This is a genomic window from Mesorhizobium sp. M1348 (assembly GCF_040317925.1).
In the GTDB taxonomy this organism is placed as follows: Bacteria; Pseudomonadota; Alphaproteobacteria; order Rhizobiales; family Rhizobiaceae; genus Mesorhizobium.
This window is the reverse complement of sequence record NZ_JAMYLH010000004.1, coordinates 190,638-212,180: the sequence shown is the minus strand read 5'-3', so window position 1 is coordinate 212,180 and position 21,543 is coordinate 190,638. Positions and strand designations below refer to the sequence as shown.

24 protein-coding genes and 1 pseudogene are annotated in these 21,543 nt (G+C 62.1%); 13 read left to right on the top strand and 12 right to left on the bottom strand.

Annotated elements, in window-relative coordinates:
* Nucleotides 1-4 precede the first annotated feature (4 nt).
* Both NKH13_RS09970 and NKH13_RS09965 read right to left on the bottom strand, forming a co-directional pair.
* On the bottom strand, nucleotides 5-1,153 hold the full coding sequence (locus NKH13_RS09970) for a M24 family metallopeptidase (RefSeq protein ID WP_352716594.1): 1,149 nt from the start codon (nucleotides 1,151-1,153) through the stop codon (nucleotides 5-7).
* A 74-nt stretch (nucleotides 1,154-1,227) separates the two neighbouring features.
* Nucleotides 1,228-2,423 (bottom strand): annotated as a pseudogene (locus NKH13_RS09965) (M24 family metallopeptidase).
* A gap of 234 nt (nucleotides 2,424-2,657) precedes the next feature.
* Here NKH13_RS09965 and ehuB point away from each other — a divergent pair.
* From ehuB to NKH13_RS09940, 5 genes are read left to right on the top strand one after another with little or no spacing between them, the layout of a single operon-like run.
* Nucleotides 2,658-3,527 carry an ectoine/hydroxyectoine ABC transporter substrate-binding protein EhuB gene (ehuB, locus tag NKH13_RS09960; protein ID WP_352912408.1) on the top strand — a complete coding sequence of 290 codons (870 nt, stop codon included), beginning with the start codon at nucleotides 2,658-2,660 and terminating at the stop codon, nucleotides 3,525-3,527.
* Between the two features lie 55 nt (nucleotides 3,528-3,582).
* Nucleotides 3,583-4,311 carry an ectoine/hydroxyectoine ABC transporter permease subunit EhuC gene (ehuC, locus tag NKH13_RS09955; RefSeq protein ID WP_352716598.1) on the top strand — a complete coding sequence of 243 codons (729 nt, stop codon included), beginning with the start codon at nucleotides 3,583-3,585 and terminating at the stop codon, nucleotides 4,309-4,311.
* Nucleotides 4,308-4,967 carry an ectoine/hydroxyectoine ABC transporter permease subunit EhuD gene (gene ehuD, locus NKH13_RS09950; protein WP_095495147.1) on the top strand — a complete coding sequence of 220 codons (660 nt, stop codon included), beginning with the start codon at nucleotides 4,308-4,310 and terminating at the stop codon, nucleotides 4,965-4,967. Before ehuC ends, ehuD begins: the two co-directional genes overlap by 4 nt.
* The gene (gene ehuA, locus NKH13_RS09945) at nucleotides 4,964-5,743 is read left to right on the top strand and encodes an ectoine/hydroxyectoine ABC transporter ATP-binding protein EhuA (protein ID WP_352716599.1); all 780 of its coding nucleotides are present in this window, start codon (nucleotides 4,964-4,966) and stop codon (nucleotides 5,741-5,743) included. The genes ehuD and ehuA overlap by 4 nt, the downstream gene beginning before the upstream one ends.
* Nucleotides 5,740-6,468 (top strand): GntR family transcriptional regulator, encoded by a 729-nt coding sequence (locus NKH13_RS09940; RefSeq protein WP_352716600.1) that lies wholly within the window; start codon nucleotides 5,740-5,742, stop codon nucleotides 6,466-6,468. Before ehuA ends, NKH13_RS09940 begins: the two co-directional genes overlap by 4 nt.
* A gap of 145 nt (nucleotides 6,469-6,613) precedes the next feature.
* Here the strand turns inward: NKH13_RS09940 and NKH13_RS09935 are convergent, their stop codons facing one another.
* Both NKH13_RS09935 and NKH13_RS09930 read right to left on the bottom strand, forming a co-directional pair.
* Nucleotides 6,614-7,045, bottom strand: a complete 432-nt coding sequence (locus NKH13_RS09935) for a VOC family protein (RefSeq protein WP_352716601.1) — start codon at nucleotides 7,043-7,045, stop codon at nucleotides 6,614-6,616.
* Between the two features lie 109 nt (nucleotides 7,046-7,154).
* The gene (locus NKH13_RS09930) at nucleotides 7,155-8,090 is read right to left on the bottom strand and encodes an AraC family transcriptional regulator (RefSeq protein ID WP_352716603.1); all 936 of its coding nucleotides are present in this window, start codon (nucleotides 8,088-8,090) and stop codon (nucleotides 7,155-7,157) included.
* A 107-nt stretch (nucleotides 8,091-8,197) separates the two neighbouring features.
* Here NKH13_RS09930 and NKH13_RS09925 point away from each other — a divergent pair, with 107 nt between their 5' ends.
* Together NKH13_RS09925 and NKH13_RS09920 are read left to right on the top strand one after the other, a co-directional pair.
* Nucleotides 8,198-8,560 carry a VOC family protein gene (locus NKH13_RS09925; protein ID WP_352716605.1) on the top strand — a complete coding sequence of 121 codons (363 nt, stop codon included), beginning with the start codon at nucleotides 8,198-8,200 and terminating at the stop codon, nucleotides 8,558-8,560.
* Nucleotides 8,557-8,922 carry a DoxX family protein gene (locus NKH13_RS09920; RefSeq protein WP_352912404.1) on the top strand — a complete coding sequence of 122 codons (366 nt, stop codon included), beginning with the start codon at nucleotides 8,557-8,559 and terminating at the stop codon, nucleotides 8,920-8,922. The genes NKH13_RS09925 and NKH13_RS09920 overlap by 4 nt, the downstream gene beginning before the upstream one ends.
* Before the next feature lie 109 nt (nucleotides 8,923-9,031).
* Here NKH13_RS09920 and NKH13_RS09915 read toward each other — a convergent pair whose 3' ends face one another.
* Nucleotides 9,032-9,424 carry a GFA family protein gene (locus tag NKH13_RS09915; protein ID WP_352716608.1) on the bottom strand — a complete coding sequence of 131 codons (393 nt, stop codon included), beginning with the start codon at nucleotides 9,422-9,424 and terminating at the stop codon, nucleotides 9,032-9,034.
* A 312-nt stretch (nucleotides 9,425-9,736) separates the two neighbouring features.
* On the opposite strand from NKH13_RS09915, the gene NKH13_RS09910 reads away from it, so the two are divergent.
* The 6 genes from NKH13_RS09910 to NKH13_RS09885 all read left to right on the top strand — a co-directional run bounded on the left by NKH13_RS09910 (nucleotide 9,737) and on the right by NKH13_RS09885 (nucleotide 15,711).
* Nucleotides 9,737-10,645, top strand: a complete 909-nt coding sequence (locus NKH13_RS09910) for a DMT family transporter (protein ID WP_352716609.1) — start codon at nucleotides 9,737-9,739, stop codon at nucleotides 10,643-10,645.
* Between the two features lie 147 nt (nucleotides 10,646-10,792).
* Nucleotides 10,793-11,512, top strand: coding sequence for a FadR/GntR family transcriptional regulator (locus NKH13_RS09905; RefSeq protein WP_352716610.1), 720 nt, complete (start codon nucleotides 10,793-10,795; stop codon nucleotides 11,510-11,512).
* Nucleotides 11,513-11,563: 51 nt separating this feature from the next.
* Nucleotides 11,564-12,538, top strand: coding sequence for a sialic acid TRAP transporter substrate-binding protein SiaP (locus NKH13_RS09900; RefSeq protein WP_502908384.1), 975 nt, complete (start codon nucleotides 11,564-11,566; stop codon nucleotides 12,536-12,538).
* A gap of 144 nt (nucleotides 12,539-12,682) precedes the next feature.
* Nucleotides 12,683-13,255: a TRAP transporter small permease gene (locus NKH13_RS09895; protein WP_352716611.1), complete on the top strand. Its 573-nt coding sequence runs from the start codon at nucleotides 12,683-12,685 to the stop codon at nucleotides 13,253-13,255.
* A 3-nt stretch (nucleotides 13,256-13,258) separates the two neighbouring features.
* Nucleotides 13,259-14,665, top strand: coding sequence for a TRAP transporter large permease (locus NKH13_RS09890; protein WP_352716612.1), 1,407 nt, complete (start codon nucleotides 13,259-13,261; stop codon nucleotides 14,663-14,665).
* Nucleotides 14,662-15,711, top strand: coding sequence for an L-idonate 5-dehydrogenase (locus NKH13_RS09885; protein ID WP_352716613.1), 1,050 nt, complete (start codon nucleotides 14,662-14,664; stop codon nucleotides 15,709-15,711). Before NKH13_RS09890 ends, NKH13_RS09885 begins: the two co-directional genes overlap by 4 nt.
* Before the next feature lie 121 nt (nucleotides 15,712-15,832).
* On the opposite strand, the gene NKH13_RS09880 is transcribed toward NKH13_RS09885, so the two are convergent.
* From NKH13_RS09880 to NKH13_RS09850, 7 genes are all read right to left on the bottom strand, one after another.
* On the bottom strand, nucleotides 15,833-17,572 hold the full coding sequence (locus NKH13_RS09880) for a relaxase/mobilization nuclease domain-containing protein (protein ID WP_352716614.1): 1,740 nt from the start codon (nucleotides 17,570-17,572) through the stop codon (nucleotides 15,833-15,835).
* A 1-nt stretch (nucleotide 17,573) separates the two neighbouring features.
* A complete protein-coding gene (locus NKH13_RS09875; RefSeq protein ID WP_352716616.1) occupies nucleotides 17,574-17,819 on the bottom strand; it encodes a hypothetical protein in 246 nt (81 codons plus the stop codon).
* Nucleotides 17,816-18,499: a lytic transglycosylase domain-containing protein gene (locus NKH13_RS09870; protein WP_352716618.1), complete on the bottom strand. Its 684-nt coding sequence runs from the start codon at nucleotides 18,497-18,499 to the stop codon at nucleotides 17,816-17,818. Before NKH13_RS09870 ends, NKH13_RS09875 begins: the two co-directional genes overlap by 4 nt.
* Before the next feature lie 382 nt (nucleotides 18,500-18,881).
* The gene (locus NKH13_RS09865; protein WP_352912399.1) at nucleotides 18,882-19,814 is read right to left on the bottom strand and encodes a DUF736 family protein; all 933 of its coding nucleotides are present in this window, start codon (nucleotides 19,812-19,814) and stop codon (nucleotides 18,882-18,884) included.
* A gap of 434 nt (nucleotides 19,815-20,248) precedes the next feature.
* On the bottom strand, nucleotides 20,249-20,539 hold the full coding sequence (locus tag NKH13_RS09860) for a helix-turn-helix transcriptional regulator (RefSeq protein ID WP_352716621.1): 291 nt from the start codon (nucleotides 20,537-20,539) through the stop codon (nucleotides 20,249-20,251).
* A 114-nt stretch (nucleotides 20,540-20,653) separates the two neighbouring features.
* A complete protein-coding gene (locus NKH13_RS09855) occupies nucleotides 20,654-21,184 on the bottom strand; it encodes a DUF2285 domain-containing protein (RefSeq protein ID WP_352716622.1) in 531 nt (176 codons plus the stop codon).
* Nucleotides 21,185-21,236: 52 nt separating this feature from the next.
* On the bottom strand, nucleotides 21,237-21,422 hold the full coding sequence (locus NKH13_RS09850) for a transcriptional regulator domain-containing protein (protein WP_352489765.1): 186 nt from the start codon (nucleotides 21,420-21,422) through the stop codon (nucleotides 21,237-21,239).
* Nucleotides 21,423-21,543 lie beyond the last annotated feature (121 nt).

Sequence of the window (21,543 nt, the reverse complement as noted above, 5' to 3'; positions counted from 1 at the left end):
AGGCCTATCGAACGATCGGGCCGGCCGGCGTGCGGGTGAGCACTTCGGCACCCGCATCGGTCAAAAGCACCGTGTTGGAGACGAAGTCATTGCCGCGACCCGTTCCCATCAGCCACGACAGGATGTGGAAGCCCATCCCGGTCTCGATCTCGAGGTCGGAATCGTGCCTCAAGCCGGTCACCGAATTGCCGCCGGTCCATGACGGCGGCTGGCCGGCGCCGACAAGGTAACCGCAGTGATGGCGGCGATAGTGGGAAAGACCGGCCTCGTCGGCGACGGCCTGCCAGGCGGCGTAGACATCGCGCGCCTTGGCGCCCGGCCGCAGCGCCTCGATGACCGCGTTGAACGCCTTGGCGGTCACCTCCGCCATTGCGGCGTCTTCGTCGCTGATGTGGCCGATCCGAACAAGCCGGCCGAGCGGGGCGTGGTAGCGCGAGATGCACCCGGACAGTTCGACAAAGACCGGCTCGCCCTTGCGGTAGATCCCGTCGCCCCAGGTCGTGTGCTCTTCACCCAGGCGCGCGGCCGGGCGGATGAACGGTCCGAAGCCCGGCGCATGACCGCCGGCGCGGATCATTGCCGCAACACATTGGGCGGCGACCTCCTGTTCGGAAGCGCCATCGGAGATCGCGGCGATCGCGGCACCGGCGGCGGCGTCCGTCACCTTGGCGGCCCGCCGCATCAGCGCCTGTTCTTCGGCGCTCTTCACCCGCCGCATCTTGTCGATCAGACCGGAGACATCGCTCCACTTTGCATCTGCTTGCATCTGGAGCGCCACGGCAAGTCCATGGCTAAGGCCGGCCGTCCAGTATTCGAGGCCGATCCGCTTGCCGGACAGGCCAAGCTCTGTAAGCACCCGCGCGGCAAGGTCGGCCGCCGTTTCGCTGTCCGAATGGCCACGGAATTCCGCTGCCTTCACCTGATTCTCGATCGTCACCTTTTCCATCGAGCGGGTGACCAGGACGGGGTTTCCCCGGAGCGGGACGATCAGCAGGTGAGGGGCAAAATACCCCCAGTGATCGAGCCCGGTGAGATAGAAGACGTTCTCCGGCGAGGCAAACACCGCCGCGTCGAGCTCGCGTTCGACCAGTGCAGTACGGACCTTTGCCAGGCGGCTGGCGATTTCGGCTTCGGAAAACGGATTGCGGTCCATCGGGCGTCCTCGTGCTTGTTGCCGGCTTGCTGGCGGGCATGGTCTTTTCGGCAGCCGGTTTCCCGGCCGCCATGTCAGTCGATGACGATGAGTTCGCGCGCCACATCGCAGAGGCGTTCGCCGCCACGTTCCGTGACGACGAACGATTCCGAGATGGCGATGCCGAAATCGTCGAGCCAGACGCCGGCCATGAAATGGAAGCACATCCCAGGCTGCATCTCGGTGGTGTCGCCGGGACGAAGACTCGCGGTACGCTCGCCCCAATCGGGCGGGTAGGCGAGTCCGACCGGATAGCCGACGCGGCTGTCTTTCTTCAGCCCGTTCTTCCTCAAGACTGCCTGCCAGGCGGCTTCCACCTGTTCGGCGGTGTTGCCGGGGCGCGCCTTCTCGAGGCCAGCATCGACGCCCTCGACGATCGCCTTGGCCATGTCGAGGATGGCTTGCGGCGGCTTGCCGAAATGTACCGTTCGGGTCAGCGCTGCATGATAGCGGCGCCGCACGCCGGCGATCTCCAGAATGGCGAGGCCGCTGTCCGGCAGCGGCGCGTCGGACCACGTCAGGTGCGGCGTGCTGGTGCCCTCGCCAACGGGCATCAGCGGACAGATCGCGGCATAGTCGCCGCCCGCTCCGGGCACGCCCATAATCTGTGCGTGATAGATTTCCGCAATGACATGGTTCTGAGGCACGCCAGGCCGCATTTTCTCGATGGCGCGGTTCATGGCATGCGTGCAGATCGCACCCGCCTCGCGGATCAGCACTAGCTCGGCTTCGGATTTCACCAGCCGCGCCCGTTGACGAGATCGTGGTTGTTGGCGAAGTGCGCGTCGGACAGCCCCTCGACAAGGTGGGCGTGGCAGCGCGCAGTGTAATAATGCGCGTCCATCTCGACGCCGATACGGGCCTTTCCCCAACCGCGCGACCGGATCAGTTGGGCGAGTTCGTCATAGGGGTGTTCGACCGGCTGCTGCACCAGCCGTTCCGAGAACGGCACGATGTTTGTCTCGGGCAGGCCGGTGGTCAGGCGTGCGCTCTTGGCATCCTGCGCCCTGCCGAACCAGATCGGCCGGTCCTCCTCCAGATGGACGAGCACGCACTGCGGAACGTAGAACGACCATCCGTTATAGCCGGTCAACCAGCACATGTTGGCTGGATCCTGACAGACGATGAGATCGAAGCCGGCTTTTTGCATGCGTGTCTTCACGCCGGCGAGGCGCTGCCCATACTCCGCTTGCGTGAATGTCCCGAGCCCGTCCGCGGTCGCCACCGAAATCCTGCCTTCCAGGTACGCTGTTTGCCCTTTCGTAAAAAAGCAAACAGGCCAAATTGTGCACAACTCGACATCGATTTATTGGCTAACTACGAATTATCGTCGAATTTTCTTGGTTTCTATATCTCTGCTTGCGAAATGTCTAGGGCAGTTGTATACGTCTTATCAAGCAGGCGTCGACCTCGAAGAAGGCCGCGCCCTGGGAACCATCCATCAGTTGTCCAATGGGAGAAAAGCATGTTCAATTCATCGGTATCGCGCCGTATGGTCGTGAAAGCGGCTGCCTGCATCGCGCTCGCCGCGACGTCATTGACGTCGCTGTCCGCTCACGCGGAAACCACCCTCGAACGGGCCAAGAAGGACGGCTACATCCGCGTCGGTTTCGCCAACGAGGCGCCGTTCGGTTACGCCACGCCAGACGGCAAGCTGACCGGCGAGGCCCCTGAAGTCGCCAAGGCGGTGCTCGCCAAGCTGGGCATCTCGCAGGTCGACGGCGTGCTGACCGAATTCGGCTCGCTCATTCCGGGTCTCAAGGCCGGCCGCTTCGACATCATCGCCGCCGGCATGTTCATCACTCCGAAGCGCTGCGCCGAGATCAACTACTCCGAGCCTTCCTACGGCATCGGCGAGGCTTTGTTGGTGGCAAAAGGCAACCCGAAGGGCTTGAAGGACTTTTCCAGCATCAAGGACAACCCGGATCTCAAGCTTGCCGTGATGGCCGGCGCCGTCGAAGGCGGCTTCGCCAAGGACGCGGGCGTTGCCGATGGGCAGATCGTCTCCTTGCCTGACCAGTCCAGCCTGGTCGCCGCCGTTCAGTCGGGCCGCGCCGATGCTGCCGCGCTGACCGCTCTTTCGATCGCCGACATGGCCAAGAAGGCCGACGGCGTCGAATCGACAAAGCCGTTCGGCGAGGTTGCCGGCAAGTCGGTAAAAGGCCATGGCGGCTTCGGCTTCCGCAAGGAAGATACCGATCTGCTGGAGGCGTTCAACGCCGAGCTGAAGAAGTTCCTCGGTTCGCCGGAGCACATCGCGCTGGTCGAGCCGCTCGGCTTCGGCAAGGATTATCTCCCCAACAAGACCACCGCAGAGCTCTGCGCAGGCAAATAGGTTCCCAACTGCTGGCGGCGCGAAAGCGCCGCCCTTTTTTCCCCGGGGGAATCGCATGGGAATCCGTACGCTCGTTGCCATGCTGGTCATCGCGCTTGTCGTGATCGGCGCCTTGGCAACACAGGAAAGCTATAGAGTGTTCATGCCGGGGCTGCTGCAAGGCGCGGTCCTGACAATCGAGATCGCCGTCCTCGGCAGCCTGCTTGCAATAGTCATGGGCGTGCTTGCAGCACTTGCAAGGATGTACGGCCCGACGCCGCTCAGATGGCTGGCCACGGTTTATGTCGAGATCTTCCGCGGAACGTCGGCGCTGGTGCAATTGTTCTGGCTGTTTTTCGTGCTGCCGCAATTCGGCGTCACGATCAACGCTTTCGTGGTGGCAGTGCTGGCGCTCGGCCTGAATGTCGGCGCCTACGGGTCGGAGGTCGTGCGCGGTGCGATCCTGTCGGTAGCTCGCGGCCAGTGGGAGGCGTGTACGGCATTGAACATGAGCCGCCCACAGATGTTGCGCCGGATCATCCTGCCGCAGGCCTTTGTCGCCATGATCCCACCCTGGGGCAATCTGTTCATCGAGCTTCTGAAATCGACAGCGCTTGTTTCGCTAATCACGCTCTCGGACCTCGCCTTCAAGGCGCAACAAATGAACCAGAACACGTTCAAGACCATTCCGATCTTTACGCTCGTCCTCTTGATGTACCTGGCAATGTCGCTGGTTCTCACCATCGGCATGCGGCTTCTCGAAAGGCGGGCGTCGCTCGGACTGGCGCGGGGGAAGGCAGCATGATCTGGGACTGGGCATTTGCTTTTGAAATCCTGCCGGTGCTCGCCCGCGCTGCCATCGTCTCCATCGAGGCGACGCTGATCGGCTTTGCACTTGCCGCCTCGCTTGGCTTGGTTCTGGCCGTCGTCCGCATCGCCGTGCCATGGACCGGCTGGACAATTTCGGTGTTGGTCGAACTGATCCGTTCGACCCCGCTGCTGATCCAGATATTCTTTCTCTATTTCGTCTTTCCGAAATTCGGTGTCGTGCTCGACGCCTTCACCGCCGGGGTGCTTGCCATCGGCATCCACTACGCTGCCTATTGCTCCGAGGTCTATCGCGCCGGTTTCGACAACATCCATCGCGGCCAGTGGGAAGCCTCGGTCGCACTCAATCTGTCGGCCTGGACGACGTTCCGCGACATCATCATTCCGCAGGCGATCCCGCCGATCGTTCCGGCGCTCGGCAACTATCTGGTTGCCTTGTTCAAGGAGACGCCGTTGCTTTCCGCAATCGCCGTGCTGGAGCTGATGCAGACGGCCAAGATCATCGGCTCCGAAACCTTCCGCTACACCGAGCCGATGACGCTGGTCGGCCTCTTCTTCCTTGCCATGAGCCTGGTTTCTGCCGCGCTCATTCGCTCCCTCGAAGGCCTGCTCAACCGGAGGACCATGCGATGACGGAACAACCGATGGTCCGCTTCGACAATGTATCGAAACGCTACGGCACGTTAACCGTTCTCGACGGGCTTAATCTGGAAATAGCACGCGGCGAAAAGGTCTCCATCATCGGCCCGTCCGGTTCCGGCAAAACGACGGTGCTGCGCATGCTGATGACGCTGGAGACGATCAATGACGGCGTCATCTGGGTCGAAGGCGAGCCGCTCACCCATATGGAGAGGAACGGCAAGCTTGTTCCCGCCGATCTCGCACATATCCGCAAGATCCGCGCCAAGATCGGCATGGTGTTCCAGTCGTTCAACCTGTTTCCGCACATGACGGCGATGCAGAACTGCATAGAGGCACCGATAACCGTGCTCGGCATGAAGCGGGCCGATGCGGAGGCGCGTGCCGCCGAGCTGCTCGACATGGTCGGCTTGTCGGAGAAGAAGGACCACTATCCCTCGCAGCTCTCCGGCGGTCAGCAGCAGCGTGTCGCCATCGCACGCGCTTGCGCCATGCGGCCCAAGATCATGCTGTTCGACGAGGTGACCTCGGCCCTCGACCCCGAACTTGTCGGCGAAGTGCTTGAAGTCATCCGAAAACTTGGTAGGGAGCATGACCTCACCATGCTGATGGTCACCCACCAGATGGGATTTGCCAAGGAATTCTCCGATCGCGTCTGCTTTTTCCACGCGGGCAAGATTTGCGAGCAGGGACCGCCAAGCGAGTTGTTCGGCGCCCCCAAGAACGAGCGGACACGGCAGTTCCTGCACGCTGTCCTGGAGGCTGGGTGACGCTTGAGAAAGATGCCACCCCCATGGCCGTGACCGCCGCGCCGCCGCGCCCGCTCTCGGCGCGGGAACGGTTCGAGCGCATTTACCGGATACTGCGCGACCGCATCTGCCTGCTCGACTATGCACCGGGAAGCCATCTCTCCGAGGAAGAACTTGCCCAGGAGTTCCAGATCAGTCGCACGCCGGTACGACGCGTCCTGGCACGCCTTGAATCCGAAGGTCTGGTTCAGTCCGTCCATGGCGTCGGCACGATCGTCACCGATGTCGATATCGAGGAATTGCAACAGGTCTATCACCTGCGCCTGGAGCTGGCGCTGCTCGTCGGCAAGCTCTCGCCGATCCCGCGCACGGCGGACGATCTCGACCGGATAAGGGCGCTCATCGCGCGCTGCGATTCCGATATACTCAATCCCGACCAGCGCGCTTTCCTGCGCCTCAATATGGATTTTTTCTACGAGCTCACCGCGATGACCGGCAACCAGCCGCTACGCGAGATCAGCGAGCGCCTGTATTTTCAAGTCGCGCGCGTCGTCCTGAAGATGATGCCGCAATTGGGCCTTGTCGAGGAGTTCACCGCGTTCCGCCGCGAAATGGAAGAGGTCCTTGCCGCCGCCGAGATCGGCGACTGGGAGTCCATTGGGCACATAAGGCGGGCGCATATCTCAATGAGCTTTCGCCGCATGATGCGTCATGCAGGCGAGGCGAATCTGGATAGAGCAACATAGTCAGCCCTTAAGATTGTGCTGGTGGCCTGCCGTCACACTGTCCTCGTTGCTTGGGAAAGCATGGCCGCTCGCCGCCCGATGCCGACAGAATTTGCCAGCGCCGGGGATGACTAACGCGGTTCGAGACTGCAGGCCCGCGCCGCCCTTAAAGAGGATCCTCACTCGGTATGTTGGCGGGGTTCCAGACGACCTCCCACAGATGTCCGTTCGGGTCGCGGAAGTATCCGGCATATCCGCCAAAGAACGTGTCCCGGGCAGGCTTGATGATCTCGGCTCCGGCGCGGGCGGCCTCATCCATCACTTGATCGACTTCCTCGCGGCGCACAACGTTGTGGCCGATTGTGAACCAGGTCGAGGTAATCGGCGCCTTGGGCAGGCCGGTGTCGTAGGCGAGGTCGTCCTGAGCCCAGATCGCGAGCTTCAACCCGCCGGACAGCGTGAAGAACGCGACGGCGCCGTGCTCGAACTCGCGGCCGATGATCCCTTCCGTCGGCAAGCCGAGACCGTCGCGGTAGAACGCGAGAGAACTCTCGAGGTCGGCGACAGCGATAGTCAAAACCGAAATGCGCGGTTTCATGGCAGTCTCCTCTGGTTATCGGAGACACCATGAATAAAGTCGGGCGACAGTGAAGACTTGAACAAAACGGCCAACAGCGTGCCGCCAAGTCGAAGGACGCGCCGAGGTTTCACTCGTTGTGCAGCAGGTGATGAATCTGTCGCGGGGTGCTTCCCGTCAGGCGGCGGCTCTCGCGGACAAGATGCGCCTGATCGGAATAGCCCGCCTCGGCTGCCAGCATGGCGGTGGAGCTGCTGGAGTAGCTCGAAAGCCGCAGAAAGCGCTGGTAGCGGAGGATACGGTCAAGCGTCTTGGGACCATAGCCGAAGCTCTCGTCGAAGCGCCGGCGCAACGTCCTTTCGCTCATCTCGAGCGCGCGCATCAACCAAGGGACGAGCGGCGCGTCGGTTGGCGGCCCGCGCTCGATCAAGCGATATGCCGCCTGCATGGGAACGTCTGGCGCGCGGGAAGCCACCTCCTCGGCGACGACCTGTTGAAGCGAGCAGGCCAGATCCTCGAGATTGTCGCTGGCGCGCACGCGGCTGGCGAGGCGGCGAGCGCGCGCCCCCCACAAATCGTCGAGCGACAGCCTCTTGCCGACCAGCTCGACTTGCGGCACGCCCAGCCATGCCGCCGCCGCGGCAGGATGGAAGCGCAAGCCGATCACGACCTCGTCCGCTGCCAGAACCTCGGTCTGCGGCTCCTTGTCGGGGCCAGCAATTCGCAAGCTGCCTCCGATCCATTGCAGATCGATCGTTGCGTCGGGCATGACGACGATTGGCGGTGAGCCCGCCGGGTCCATTCGATGCACCCACACCGAGGCGAAGCTCCCGCGAAGCCGCGCCGACGCTGGACGTTGCTGAAATGAACCCGTTGCCTGCGCTGGGACGGGATCGCTCATCTCGCTCCCCTTCGGATTAGCGGCGGTGAACCTACGGCGCAGCGGCTGCGCCCGGCCGTCGCTCGAGACAACGTCTTCCAATCGAGAACGGTTGCAAGAATCGGTCGTTTTCTTCCGGCCGGAACGAAGAGGGTAGGCGAGGGGTGATGCCACGTGCATCGCCATCGGCAGCGCCGTGTGCGGCTCATACGTCGATGGCCGTTTTGTTCAATCCGGCAAGCGAGATGCGTGCTTATCTTTCGGCGTCGTACATCACATGAGAGGTATGCGTCATGAGCAACAACAACGACCAACGGATCGACTACGTCGAATTCAACGTGAAAGACATTCCGCGGTCACGCGACTTCTACGGAAAGGCGTTCGGCTGGACCTTCACTGACTACGGCCCGCAATATTGCGAGTTCAACGACGGGCGCTTGTCAGGTGGCTTTGCCGCTGGTCCAGCGAGGTCGGGAGGAGGCCCGCTCGTCATTCTCTATGCCGATGATTTGCCGGGAACGGTCAAGCGTGTCGAGCAAGCGGGAGGCAAGATCGTCAGGCCGATCTATGGCTTCCCCGGCGGCCGGCGCTTCCATTTCGCTGACCCGGATGGTTACGAGCTTGCGGTTTACACCCAGGACGGCAGCAAGGAATGATCGCGTTCTTCCACCACCTCGGATTGGTTTTGCTCGGCGGCGTCTTTATCTGGGCGGGCGCCGAGCATTTCCTCAGGTTCCGGGCGATCGCAGCGTCCCTGGCCGAGCGGGGCTTTCCTGCTCCCGGGCCTCTTCTCGCGGCCGGATCGGTGCTGGAGATTGCAGGCGGCTTTTGCCTGGCAACGGGCCTTGGTGGACCCTTTCCCGCCGCGGCCTTGGCCGTATTCACCATTGCGGCGTCTTTCATGGCGCTCAACTTCTGGCGCTACAGCGGCGATGAACGCGAAGCGCTTCGTACCGGCTTCACCATCAATGTTGCCGTCTTGGGCGGGTTGATTGTCGCTGCGACCACTAGCCTGTGATCATCGCTTCGGAGCCATTCCACGACGCTGCGCTGCTTGAGCAGTTCATTGACGGCTTCCGCAAGGCCGATCTTCCGGACTGACGCGCCGGCGCACCGTTCGTGCGACCTTATTCTTCAAAGCGATCCGTGGCGTCACGATCGCGCTCGTATCGTCTGGTGAGCGGAAACGGCGGCAACCAGGACTCGCGACGGATGATCCAGCTTTCGTAGGTTGGCATCAGTTGGTCAGGCGCATCCAGGGACCCCAGGTTTACTTCGATTTCGTCTGCGGTGCGTCCGAAAATGGAGGAGCCGCAGCGGGGACAGAAAAACCTCCCGGCGTAGTCGCGTGTTTCGCCATCGATCGTCACCGCATCCTCAGGAAAAATCGCGGAAGCGTGAAAAAGGGCGCCATGATGCTTGCGGCAGTCGAGACAGTGACAAAGGCCGACCCGGTATGGGCGCCCCGACGCGACAATTCGGACGTTGCCGCACAGGCAACCGCCGGTGAATCGGTCCATGCTGCGTCTCCTCCAAAATCAAGCGGCCGGAATGGTTACAACGACCGGCATTGTTGTTGCAATCGCCGCGCCGCGGGCGGGGACACGTCGTTCTTCCGTGGCTGGCGATAGTGATCATCGCTTCGCGGCGAACGGAGCCTATCAATATCAAACTCCTGCAACATCGGAGCGCCAGCGGCGTACCCCAGCGCAATTATCCTGGTGACCGCTCGGGCCTGCCTCACTTACATGAGGACCACGCAAAAACGGACCATTGCTAGCATGTCAGTAACAAGAGAACCAAACGGCGCCGCGGAACCGGCTAACGCGGAAATGCGCACGACGACGCGCGACCGCCCCTTCGAACCGGTCGACTACGGGCTTTACGCGCTGACGGTCATTGCCTGGAGCGCATCGTGGTTCGCGATCGAACTTCAGGTCGGCAGCGGCGTATCGAACGAGGTCAATCTGGTCTGGCGCTTCGCCATCGCCACGCTGCTGATGTTTTCCTGGGCGGGCTTTTCCGGCCGGCGGCTCCGCTTTCCGATCACCGATCATTTCCGCTTTGCTGTGCTCGGCATCCTCATCTTCTCATCGAACTTCCTGTTTTTCTATTACGGCGCCGGCTATCTCGTCAGCGGCTTGCTCTCGGTCGTCTTCTCACTCGCCTCGGTCATCAACATGGTGCTCGGTGCCTTGGTCATCGGCGAGCGCCCGGCGCCGCGCATTCTCGCCGGCGGCATCATTGGCTTCGCCGGAATAGCGCTGATGTTCTTTCCCGAAATCGCCGCGAACGGGCTTTCCGGCGGCACGTTGGTGGGCCTTCTGCTGTGCCTCTGCGGCACGCTGAGCTTCTGCGCCGGTAATCTCGTCTCCGTCGCAAACCAGCGCCGCGGCCTGCCGCTCGTTTCAACGAGCGCCTGGGGCATGCTTTATGGCACTCTGTGGTCGGCGTTCCTGGCCTTCCTACTCGGTGAGCCGTTCGTGTTCGCGACGACCGCCTCTTATATCGGCTCGCTGGTTTTCCTCGCCGTCATATCGACGGTCATGGCTTTCGCCGCCTACCTGACGCTGCTCGGACGCATTGGCGGCGCCCGCGCCGGCTATGCGACCGTCATATTTCCCGTCTTTGCGCTTTTGATCTCCACAGCGCTGGAAGGCTACGCCTGGACCGCTTACGCGATCATCGGGCTCGTCCTCGTCGCCGCCGGGAACGTCCTGGTCATTCGCGGACGGCGCTGACGCATGGAATGCTTGCGCAATGCCGCCGCGTTCCGGTTGCGCAGGCCGCGGTTCTATCGAGCTTGACTCTCTGCATCCTCTGTCTAAGCTGTGGTCAATGGGTCAGACCAATGTACCAGGGATGGCCCGGGAGGGAACTAAACGCGCATGCCGATCCAGGCAGTTGAACCACGCCGGCTTTACCGACAGGTCGCCGATCAGCTCAGGCAGCTGATCGATGCCGGCGAGTTTTCCGTCGGCGACCGTCTGCCGACCGAGCGGGATCTGGCCGACCAGCTCGGAATTTCACGCCCGACGGTCCGTGAAGCGCTGATAGCGTTGGAGGTCGAAGGCCGCATACGCATCCGCGTCGGCTCGGGTATCTACGTCACCGATCCGCCGAGCGCCGCCGCCTCCGAACCCGAAATGGAGGAAGGTCCGTTCGAGCTGTTGCGCGCGCGCGAATTCGTCGAAGGTGCGATCGCCGCCGAAGCGGCTCTACACGTCCGGCCTGCAGATATCGAACGGCTCGACGACGTGCTGCGCCGGATGGAGGCCATGCGTCACCCCAACAAGATGACCATTGCGCTCGACCGGGAATTCCATACTGCAGTCGCCGGCATTCTCGAGAACGCGGTGCTGGTACGCTTCATCGGCGAGCTTTTCGACCAGCGCATGAACCCGTACTTCGAACGCCTGTCGATCTATTTCGAGACCAGCGATTCCTGGCAGATCGCGGCAAAGGAGCATGGTGCCGTGCGCGATGCGATTGCCGCGCGCGACCCCGAGCGGGCCAAGGCCGCCATGCAGCAGCATCTGCGCCAGTCGCAAATCAGATTCTCACGCAATTTCGATGAGAGAGCCGCAGCCAAGGAGGTTGCGGAATAGCAGTTGGCCGGGGGGAGATCTGGCCGTCAAATTCAACCAGGGAGGAATTAGATGCTGAGAAAATACGCAGTTCTGCTCGGTGCGATCGCCGCAATTGCCATACCCATGGCGTCGGCCTCGGCGGAAACGGTCCTGAAATGGGCACATGTCTACGAGACGACGGAGCCCTTCCATACCGAATCCGTGTGGGCGGCCGACGAGATCAAGAAGCGCACCCAGGGCCGCTACGCCATCGACGTCTATCCGGCCTCGCAGCTTGGCAAGGAAGCAGACATCAACCAGGGCCTGATGCTCGGCACCGTCGACATCATCATTTCCGGATCGAGCTTCGCGGCGCGCGAATATCCACCGATCGGCGTCACCTATTTCCCGTATACTTTCCGCGATGCCGACCATCTGCTGAAATACACCAAGAGCGACGTCTACAAGGCCCTGACCAAGGGTTATGAGGACAAAACCGGCAACCACATCGCCGCCACCACCTATTACGGGACGCGGCAGACCACCTCGAATCGGCCGATCGCCAAGTGCTCCGACATGCAGGGCTTGAAGATGCGCGTTCCCGACGTGCCGGCCTATCTGGCCATGCCGCGCGCCTGCGGCGCCAACACCGCGCCGATTGCCTTCGCCGAGGTCTACCTGGCCCTGCAGAACGGCACGGTGGAGGCCCAGGAGAACCCGCTGACCACCATCGAGGCGAAGAAATTCTACGAGGTGCAGAAGAACATCGTGATGACTGGCCATATCGTCGATCATCTCAACACCATCATATCGGCGTCGCGCTGGGCCTCGCTGTCCGACGAGGACAAGAAGATCTTTACCGAGGTGATGCAGGAGGCTGCCGCCCGCGCCACGGCAAAGATCGTCGCCCGCGAAAAGGAACTGGTGCAGGTATTCAAGGACCGCGGCATCAGCGTAACCGATGTCGACCGTGCCGACTTCGAGAAGAATGTGCTTGAGAAGGTCACCTTCGAGGAGTTCGGCTACAACAAGGCCGATTGGGAAGCGATCCGCGCCATCAAGTAGAGCATCGGCAAATCGGATGCTCAATCAAGAGGATAGGGCGGCAATCGGATTCGCCGCTTTAACCTGCCCATCCGTCCGGCTTCAAAGTGTGCCGGACGGCCTTTCCAATCCTTGACGATCCACCAGCTTCGGGAGCCCGCGCCAATGGCCGAGGAACACCACACCGAGATCACCGTCGAAGAGATCGCCCACGCCTTCGAGGAGGTGCCGGTACACGTCGACCTGTCGGACCACGGCATCGAGGATTGGATCACGCTTGCCGTATTCTGGGGCATGGTCGTCTGTGTCTTCCTGCAGTTCTTCACCCGCTATGCGCTGAACAACAGCCTTGCCTGGACCGAGGAGATCGCCATCAACGCGCTCGTGGTCGTTGTCTTTCTCGGCGCCGCGATGTGCGTGCGCCTGTCGCGCCATATCCATGTCGACGTGCTTTACCACTATCTGCCGGAGCGCGTCGGTCGCTGGCTGGCGCTCGCCGTCGATATTATCCGCGTCGCATTTTTCGCCTACGGAACATGGCTGATGTGGCGCTACGTCACGATCGTGGCGCATGAGCGCATGGTCACCGTGAACCTGCCGCGGCGCTGGTTCTTCTACGCCGTACTGGCCGGCTTCGTGCTGATGCTTCTGCGCTCGATCCAGGTCTTCATCGGCAATTACAGACGCGGCTATTCGGTGCTCGAGCGTCCCGGTGCGTTCGAGACGGCGGGGGTCTGAGCGATGCTGCTTCTGGTCGGGGGCTTTCTTGTCCTGATGCTCATCGGCGTGCCGGTCGCTGTTTCGATGGCGGCCGCCTCGATCCTTTACCTCGTCATCTACGGCGTCGCGCCCGATATCATCGCGGCCCAGCGCATGATCGCCGGGGTGGAGAGCTTTCCGCTGCTCGCCGTTCCCTTCTTCATCCTGGCCGGCAACCTCATGAACATCGCCGGCGTCACCGGGCGAATCTATTCCTTCGCCCTTGCCCTGGTCGGCTGGATGAAGGGCGGCCTGGCGCAGGTCAACATCATCGGATCGGTGATCTTTTCCGGCATGTCGGGCACTGCACTCGCCGACGCCGCCGGTATCGGCACCATCGAAATCAAGGCGATGAAGGACCACGGCTATCCTATCGACGCCGCGGTCGGCGTCACCGCCGCTTCCGCCACGCTCGGGCCGATCTTTCCGCCCTCGCTGCCCTTCGTCATCTACGGCATGATGGCCAATGTCTCGATCGGCGCGCTGTTCATGGCCGGCATCCTGCCAGGCGTGGTCATGACCGTGCTGATGATGATTACGGTCGCCATCTTTGCCTACAGTCGCGGCTGGGGTTCCGACACACCTTTCGAGCTTCGGCGGCTGGCCGAAGCGGCGGGCGAGGTGCTGGTGGTGGCTGCCTTTCCGATTGGCTGTTACGTGCTTGTGCAGCTTGGCCTGTCGATCAACATCGCGGTCGGCATCGCGCTGCTGGTGCTGATCGCGGCGGACTGGTATTTCAATTTCTCCGCGGTCATGGCGCTGATGACGCCGGTCATCCTGATCGGCGGCATGACGATGGGCTGGTTCACGCCGACCGAGGCGGCGATGGCGGCCGTGATCTGGTCGCTTTTCCTCGGGCTGGTGCGCTACCGCACGATGACGCTGCGTTTGCTTGCCAAGGCCAGCTTCGACACGATCGAAACGACCGCGTCGGTGCTGTTCATCGTCACCGCCGCATCGATCTTCGCCTGGCTGCTCACCGTCAGCCAGGCAGCACAGCTGTTCTCGACCTTCATCTTCGCGCTGACCGAAAACAAGTGGGTCTTCCTGATCCTGGTCAACATCCTGATGCTGGTGGTCGGCTGCTTCCTCGATACCATCGCCGCGATCACGATTTTGGTGCCCATCCTGCTGCCGGTCGCCGCCGTCTACGGCATCAACCCGGTGCATTTCGGGCTGATCATGACGCTCAACCTGATGATCGGGCTTTTGCACCCGCCGCTCGGCATGGTGCTGTTCGTGTTGTCACGTGTCGCCAAGCTTTCGGTCGAGCGCACCACCATGGCGATACTGCCGTGGCTGGTGCCGCTTATCGTGGCGCTGCTTCTGATCACCTTCATACCCGCCATCACGCTCTGGCTGCCCACCGAGATGGGCCTGATCCGGTGAGTGGCCAGGTGATTGCGGCGACGCTGTTCGGCCCGCAGGACCTGCGCGTCGTGGAGCATCCGCTCGAACCGCTGGCACCAGGTATGGTGCGGGTGCGCTTCGGGGCAGGGGGCATCTGCGGCTCCGACCTGCATTATTTCCGCCATGCCCGCACCGGCGACTTCGTCGTCACCTCGCCGCTTGTCCTCGGCCATGAAATCGCCGGCGAAATCGTCGAGATCAACGGCGCCGCGCCCGGACTCGGCGTCGGCGACCACGTCGCGGTCAATCCGTCGCGCTGGTGCGGGCATTGCGCGCGATGCCTGGAGGGGCGCGCCAATCTCTGCGAAAACATCTATTTCATGGGCTCGGCATCGAAGACACCGCATATGCCGGGCGGCTTCGCCAGTCTGTTCGACGCCACGCCCGCGCAATGCTTCAAGGTTCCATCTGATGTGGCCTACCAGGCGGCGGCACTTGCCGAACCCCTGGCGGTCAGCCTGCACGCCGTCGCGCGGGCCGGCGACATCAGGGGCCGCAACGTCGTCCTGTTTGGTGCCGGCCCCATCGGTCTCTTGACCATGCTTGCGGCCAGGCTTGCCGGCTGCGCTGAACTGACCGTCGTCGATATCGTCGCCGCGCCGCTCGCCTTCGCCCGCAGGTTGGGCGCTGACAGGACGGTCGACATTTCCAGCGGCGACGCCGAACTCCAGGCGCTCTCGGCCGGCGGTTCGCTTGATGTGGCGTTCGAGATTTCGGGCAGCGCGGCCGGCCTTGCCGCTGCGATCGCCAGCGTCCGGCGTGGCGGCACGGTGGTCCAGGTCGGCAACCTTCCCGGTGGCCAGATCCCACTGCCGGCCAATGCGGTGATGGCCAAGGAGATCGACCTCAAAGGCACCTTCCGCTTCGGCACGGAGTTCGGCCGGGCGGTCGATCTCATCGTGTCGGGTGAGGTGGACGTCCTGAAGCTGGTGACAGCGGAGCGCACGCTTTCTTCCGCCCCCGATGCCTTCCGTCTTGCCGCCGACCGTTCACAGAGTGTCAAGGTCGTGCTGACAGCGGACTGATTGAAGATTTTGCGAGCTTCGTTTTGAAAGAGGCCATGGCGCTCGGGGGGGAAGGTACAGACAGAACGCACGGTGCTGGCTTCCTGTCGCTAGCATCAGATAGAATCTGTGCCTGTACGTTTCACAACCCGATGCCGCGCTTCTTTCCCAAGCTCCAATCCATGCTCCCTGTATCCAGACACGCGACTCCGGAAACCTGATTGCCAAAGCGCTTATCGAGCGAAGGCGACCAGGGCACGAGGCTGAAATCTAGTCCATTGTCGATCATCGCGAACCGGCCGGAAGCCAGCGAGAAACGCCGCCGGTAAATCCCAGCCACATGATCGCCGTTGGCAGTGTTTCTGAATGACAGGCCGGTCTCGATGGCGAGGCGGGCACCGAGCGATTCCACCTCATGATCGTGTAGCGTATCGATCAGATTTCGCACTAGAATAACGCGCTGTCCCTCGCGCCTGGCCAGATCGCGCCTGACAAGCTCGTCGACCCGATCTTCCAGTGCCTGTCTTACGTCCCTGCCAAAGCCGCCGTCGCGGAGTTCGGCCGGCTCGCGCGCAACAAGTTGCCGATCGAGCCAAGTCGCGCCGGAAGCATGCACCTGGTGTTCGATCGAAAGGTCAGAGCGGACGGCGAGACTGACCCTGCCAGAGCCATTTGCACCCGCATCGCGGCACAACTCCACGACCGAGCCTGGGGCAGAGTCCCCGGCCGCATCAGGGTCATAGAAACGAATGTGGTGCGGGCGACCATCGATGCCGTCGACGATGGCGTAGGCCGTGCCGCGCAGTTCGTCGAGGCCGCGTTCGAGCAGTCGTCCGATCACGGGCGCATCAATCTTTTCGGCCGCGAGCACATAGTCGGTTGTCCCCCTTTCTAGCCCCTGCGCGGTGAGGCTGCGGTGCATGCGCTTGATGATGTCGCCGCGTTCGCCGAGGGCGCGCAAAGTCGCCTCAGCTTCTTCGGCCACCATCCATTGGCCCCGATGGATCTCATAAGCGAGGCCTAGGCGTTCCAGTTGCCGGAGCCGGCCGACCTTAGGCCCTAGGAACTCGTCGGGCTGGCCATCAGGATGTGGTGCCACTTCAATGACGCCATGACGGTTGATGTCGCGAGCAAGCTGGCGATCGAGCTGCGTCCAGCGTTCAGTGTCGACCTGCCGCTCGATGGCCTGGCGGATGTCGAGGTCGGTGCGGAGCCCCAGCGTCTGGGTCAGAATGTCGCTCGCCCGATCGCGCATGCCCTGGCGGATGTAGTCGCGAGAGATGACAAGATTCTCGCCATTGTCGGCAACGCCGCGAACGAGGATGTGAACGTGCGGATGTTCGGTGTTCCAGTGATCGACGGCAATCCAGTCGAGCCTCGTGCCGAGGTCGCGCTCCATGTCGACCATCAGTTCACGAGCGAAGTTCTTGAGGTCACCGAGCTCCGTTGCATCGTCCGGCGAGACGATGACACGGAAGTGATGCCGATCGTCCTTGCAGCGGTCGGAGAAGGCGTCATCATCTGCCTCTTCGGTGCCGGGACCGAACATCCTCGCCTTCTCGCCATCACGTGTAACACCTTCGCGGCGAAGGTACTTGAGATAGGTGGCGAGTGGTGGAGACCCCCTGAACTGCCGCACCACACGGGTCTTGACGACGGCGCCTCGTGAGCGCTCAGAGATGAGGTGACTGGTGCGGATGGCCGCCGACCTGCCGCGGCCAAACGTTGAAGCTCGTGGCGAGGTGATCCGGCCTTTGCTTGTAAGGTGACCGCCAGCGCGCTGTGTGGCCGCAAGCGCCTGGAAGATGAAGGGTCGCGCGCGCTGGCCGGCGCGGGAGCGGATGCGACCAGGGCGGACGCGAAAGTTATCGTCACGTTTCATGCTAGGCGGCCAAGAGGTGCGGTTTCCGTTGGAAAAACCGAAAAATAGGAATAGCGCACATCGCCGTTTGTGCCAGCACATCGCGAATTGAGTTGAAACTCACAAGGAAAACAATCGGCCGACCGAGCCGCACCTCGCGGCCCTTTATCCTGCCAATCTCTCCGCCCTCATCTGCGGCCAACCCTTCCGCCGCAATTTCGGCGACGGAGCAGGCCGGAATGCAATCGAGGAGGAATGTGCCGATCATCGCAATGCGGGTGAAGCGCGCTGAGCGAATAGCCCAGGAACAGCGTGGTTCGACCAGAAACGGGTCTCACCTGGCCACGGCTCGATCGCGGTCAGGTCAGCAACAGAATTGCCCATTAGCGACCGCATTGTGGACGAATGAATCGCCGTAAAGGTCGTGTCTGCATAACCATTGCCATTCAATGCAGCGGCGTTCCGAATGTCATTGGTATGCGCAAAAAGCGCGGTTCTGCGTGAGCTGGCTCTGTCTCTTCCTTGCCGTGCACACGTCGGACTGGGAATTGCGCCATTGATCAGCGGCGCGAGTTTCCTGACGTAGTCGACCGTCTCGCGTGGCAGCGGACGGCCGGTTGACAGATGTTCCTTGTACCGTCCAGGGCCGGCATTGTAAGCGGCAAGAAAGCCGCTGCGCCCGAAGCTGTCGAGCATTTCGCGAAGATACGCAGCGCCTGCAAGAATGTTGTCACGAGGCTGATAGGGATCGTCGCCGAGTCGATGCTTAACGCGCAGTTCTTCCCACGTCGCCGGCATTATCTGCATCAGCCCTATTGCGCCCTTTCTTGAACGCGCTCGAACATCGCCGACGCTCTCGACATGCATGACGCCGCTAAGCAAACGCTCCGGAATGGCGAACCGTTTAGCCGCTTCCCGGATATGCCGCGACCACTGGCCAGCCGACAAGATCGTGCTCTCGGAGTGAGCCGGCCGTTCACCATGAGAGCATGCGTCTGCAACAGCTTCCGGAGTCGCGAAGGCGAGCACGACGCATGTGGCAATCCTTGTCACACCTCTGTGGACGGCATCCCGCCGACCCCGGAACCGATGAGCTGCCAGCCCGCTTCGGTGTTCACTTCCGCTAAGCGCGACGCCTCGCTGGCCGGACCAGCTTTGCCAAAACGCTGATGAAATCGGCCTCTGGAGTGAAAAGCAAGTGTCCGGCCGCCTCTGATGTTCGTCGCGTGCTGCTGCCGGACTGGCGATCCTCTCCAAGGGTTTGACCGGCGTCCGCTCGGTCAAAGACGTTGACGAGAGAGATTCATCGAAGGGCTCAAACAACATCTGTTCAGCCTCGCCCCTCGCGCTTCGATGACCGGTTCCAGTGCAGGCTCCAGACGCGGTTCTCGGCGTCGGACCGGAACAGCTTCGCGCGGATCGGCTGCGTAAAGGACGGGTCGTCAATTGAGACGGAGATATAGTCCCCAGCCTTGTCTCCGGTGCGGTCCCACGCCGCGCCGACCGCCATTCCCTCGCAATAGACGAGGTGGTCGGGCGCGTTTTCGGTTTTGGATTTCTCAGCAGGCAGGATGGCAATCTTCGCCTCGATTGTCAGCGTTGAGAGATTGCCGAAGAAGCCGTCATCATTGCGCGTGAAGGTGCCGATCTGGGGCATTGCAGTGCTCCTTTCATGAGTGTTTAGTGGGCGTTGAGGCCGAGACGTGACGGTTCGCCGGGAAACATTGTTGGTGACATCCAGCGCCGGAGCGGCGCGCTCGGTGGTCCAGACGGGAACGGCGCGACCAACAATCAATGAGAGCGGGAGCGGGCCGAAATAGCGGCTGTCAAAACTTTCGGGAGCGTCCGGGTTCATGAGGAAGGCGTCGTCGTCGGCGATCTCGCGGCAGCCCCGCCAGCTGGGCAGGGGGCGACCGCGGCTGTCACGCTCGCGTGCATGTCCATAGGTCCTGCCGTTGACGATGATCGCTGTACCTTTGCGGCAGACGGTCGCGCCCCCGAGTGCCAAAACCTGCTTCAGGAGCGGCACGTTTTTCGGCAGATATCCGCGTCTTGCCATGAAGGCCGCCAATGGCTCGGGCGGCACGATGACGGCGATGCTGGCAGCACGGATTTTGTCGGCCGGCAGAATGCGATAGAGCCCGATGGGGACGCTCGCGGACGCGTTCCAGATGGCCAGCGGCGGATGGCTAATCAGTGCCGGCGCCGCGGCGAGCACTGAGCCGCCAACCATCGCGGCGATGATCTTCATGTGCTTGCTCATGACTCGATCCTGGGGCGCAGCAGGCAAACGTTACGACGCTTGCGCCTGTAGGAACTCGGCTGCTCGCATGCTGCCGTCTGGCTGTGGACGCGTTGACCAGGCCACATGAAGGTCGGCGTTTGGTGCTGTTTCGTCGCGAGCAGGCGCTGTCGCAATTTCCTGGCATTGGCGTGGATGATTTGCGGCGCGGCCCAGACCGATGTCAGCGTTCCAAATCGTTGCCATGCCAGGCATATTCGCCGCCTCAACGCAGGGCGATTCCTTGTCCGCATGAGAGTGGATCGGTGTTAGGCGGCGGGATTTCACCAACGGGGCGAGCAGCCACGCCATAAGATCCCGCGTACCGCGTAGAGCGAAGCCAGATGAGTAGGCATGAGGCAGCGCAAGCTGCTGCTGAATGGTCTCGGGATACTGCATTTTCATTGTGCCACAGATCAGGAGCTGCAGTCGCGCCTGCCGACATAAGCCGGCGCGCGGGCTGCATGTGGTTTTGCCGGCGGAACATTGGTCGCGTTCGCATCGCTGGTGGAGGTGCGTGCGCCGAGCTCTATCCAGGCATGCAAGTCGTCGATGTCGTAGAGGACGCGTCCGCCGATCTTTCGGTATTTTGGCCCGGTGCCATAGGTCCGGTGCTTTTCGAGAGTACGGGCGCAGAGCCCCACGATGGGTGCTGCCTCCTTCGTGCGCAGGTATTTTCGGGGCGCGTCCGCGGGACCCTTCGACATTGCTCGATCTCCATTCGGTTGTGCTGTCATCCTGGCCTGCCGGGACGCGCAAAGCGGACCATGCTCGAAATGGGGAAAAGGGAGGGAGGGCAAAGATCGGGGGGCGTGTTGTTGCTACCCCGAAGAAAGTCTTCGGCGGCCGGACTTCGCGCTGCGACTGTGGGGGTAGAAGAGAAGATCGCGATAGCCGCCAGCGACTAAAAAAGCTGCACGGCGCAAGATGGCCCGGACCTTGTGCCGGAGATGATGATCACGCCAGTCCCGCGGTACAATCGGCTCTCGCGACAACAGCACCTCCGCGATCTGACGATAGGTTGCACCCATGTGGCGACCATCATGCGCGCGCAAATTGAGGATGTGCCTGATCTTGGTCTGTTGCGGTAGCGAGCCGTAGGATGGACTGACAGCTCGGCCATTCAGCGCCCGCCAGAGCCGGCGCGCCGCATCGAGTCGCGTCTCAAATGCAGCGTCGAGCGGCAATAAGATAGCATCGAATTCGCCGGAGCGGTCTTCGCAGACCAGATGGCTCTTCCCGGTTGAAGCAGACCAAAGAATGTGAAGTCCTTCCTTCTGCTGCCAAATGCTGGCTCCGATAAGTCTGGAAGGCCGAATTCTCTGATGAGAGGGGCTGATGGAAGCGGACATCCGCGTGGCCCGCAGCACGCGCGGCGAGGCCTGTTCTGTCCAGACGATATTCTCAGCCTGCGGAAATCCGGCACCGGCAGTTTTGAAATCGCGCACCCCAACGGGCAGCGAAGTCGCGCTGATCGACAGGATCTCCGGAACCTGAGAGCCGCGAGGCGATCTGGCGGCATTCGGCAATGAATTTATTGTTCCGGATCAGATATTCGGCGGCGAACTCCTCAGCTTGGTAGCTGCACATGTGCACGTAGGCCGCCGGTTCGGTCCAATCGCCCTGCACGGTTCCTGTCCTCTCCGCATAACCGCATCTAAGGCCCCGGCACCAACATTCAGAGTGATGAGAGATTTGAATAGTTGGAGAG

Bases quoted from the DNA above. Each gene is read 5' to 3' on its own strand.
- NKH13_RS09865 (WP_352912399.1), bottom strand. From the start codon at position 19,814: ATGAGCAAGCACATGAAGATCATCGCCGCGATGGTTGGCGGCTCAGTG.
- ehuB (WP_352912408.1), top strand. From the start codon at position 2,658: ATGTTCAATTCATCGGTATCGCGCCGTATGGTCGTGAAAGCGGCTGCC.
- NKH13_RS09855 (WP_352716622.1), bottom strand. From the start codon at position 21,184: ATGTCCGCTTCCATCAGCCCCTCTCATCAGAGAATTCGGCCTTCCAGA.
- NKH13_RS09910 (WP_352716609.1), top strand. From the start codon at position 9,737: ATGCGCACGACGACGCGCGACCGCCCCTTCGAACCGGTCGACTACGGG.
- NKH13_RS09860 (WP_352716621.1), bottom strand. From the start codon at position 20,539: ATGTCGAAGGGTCCCGCGGACGCGCCCCGAAAATACCTGCGCACGAAG.
- NKH13_RS09915 (WP_352716608.1), bottom strand. From the start codon at position 9,424: ATGGACCGATTCACCGGCGGTTGCCTGTGCGGCAACGTCCGAATTGTC.
- NKH13_RS09880 (WP_352716614.1), bottom strand. From the start codon at position 17,572: ATGAAACGTGACGATAACTTTCGCGTCCGCCCTGGTCGCATCCGCTCC.
- NKH13_RS09895 (WP_352716611.1), top strand. From the start codon at position 12,683: ATGGCCGAGGAACACCACACCGAGATCACCGTCGAAGAGATCGCCCAC.
- NKH13_RS09900 (WP_502908384.1), top strand. From the start codon at position 11,564: ATGCTGAGAAAATACGCAGTTCTGCTCGGTGCGATCGCCGCAATTGCC.
- NKH13_RS09875 (WP_352716616.1), bottom strand. From the start codon at position 17,819: ATGATCGGCACATTCCTCCTCGATTGCATTCCGGCCTGCTCCGTCGCC.
- NKH13_RS09850 (WP_352489765.1), bottom strand. From the start codon at position 21,422: ATGTGCAGCTACCAAGCTGAGGAGTTCGCCGCCGAATATCTGATCCGG.
- NKH13_RS09925 (WP_352716605.1), top strand. From the start codon at position 8,198: ATGAGCAACAACAACGACCAACGGATCGACTACGTCGAATTCAACGTG.
- ehuD (WP_095495147.1), top strand. From the start codon at position 4,308: ATGATCTGGGACTGGGCATTTGCTTTTGAAATCCTGCCGGTGCTCGCC.
- NKH13_RS09905 (WP_352716610.1), top strand. From the start codon at position 10,793: ATGCCGATCCAGGCAGTTGAACCACGCCGGCTTTACCGACAGGTCGCC.
- NKH13_RS09930 (WP_352716603.1), bottom strand. From the start codon at position 8,090: ATGGCGATGCACGTGGCATCACCCCTCGCCTACCCTCTTCGTTCCGGC.
- NKH13_RS09970 (WP_352716594.1), bottom strand. From the start codon at position 1,153: ATGGACCGCAATCCGTTTTCCGAAGCCGAAATCGCCAGCCGCCTGGCA.
- NKH13_RS09935 (WP_352716601.1), bottom strand. From the start codon at position 7,045: ATGAAACCGCGCATTTCGGTTTTGACTATCGCTGTCGCCGACCTCGAG.
- ehuC (WP_352716598.1), top strand. From the start codon at position 3,583: ATGGGAATCCGTACGCTCGTTGCCATGCTGGTCATCGCGCTTGTCGTG.
- NKH13_RS09890 (WP_352716612.1), top strand. From the start codon at position 13,259: ATGCTGCTTCTGGTCGGGGGCTTTCTTGTCCTGATGCTCATCGGCGTG.
- NKH13_RS09920 (WP_352912404.1), top strand. From the start codon at position 8,557: ATGATCGCGTTCTTCCACCACCTCGGATTGGTTTTGCTCGGCGGCGTC.
- ehuA (WP_352716599.1), top strand. From the start codon at position 4,964: ATGACGGAACAACCGATGGTCCGCTTCGACAATGTATCGAAACGCTAC.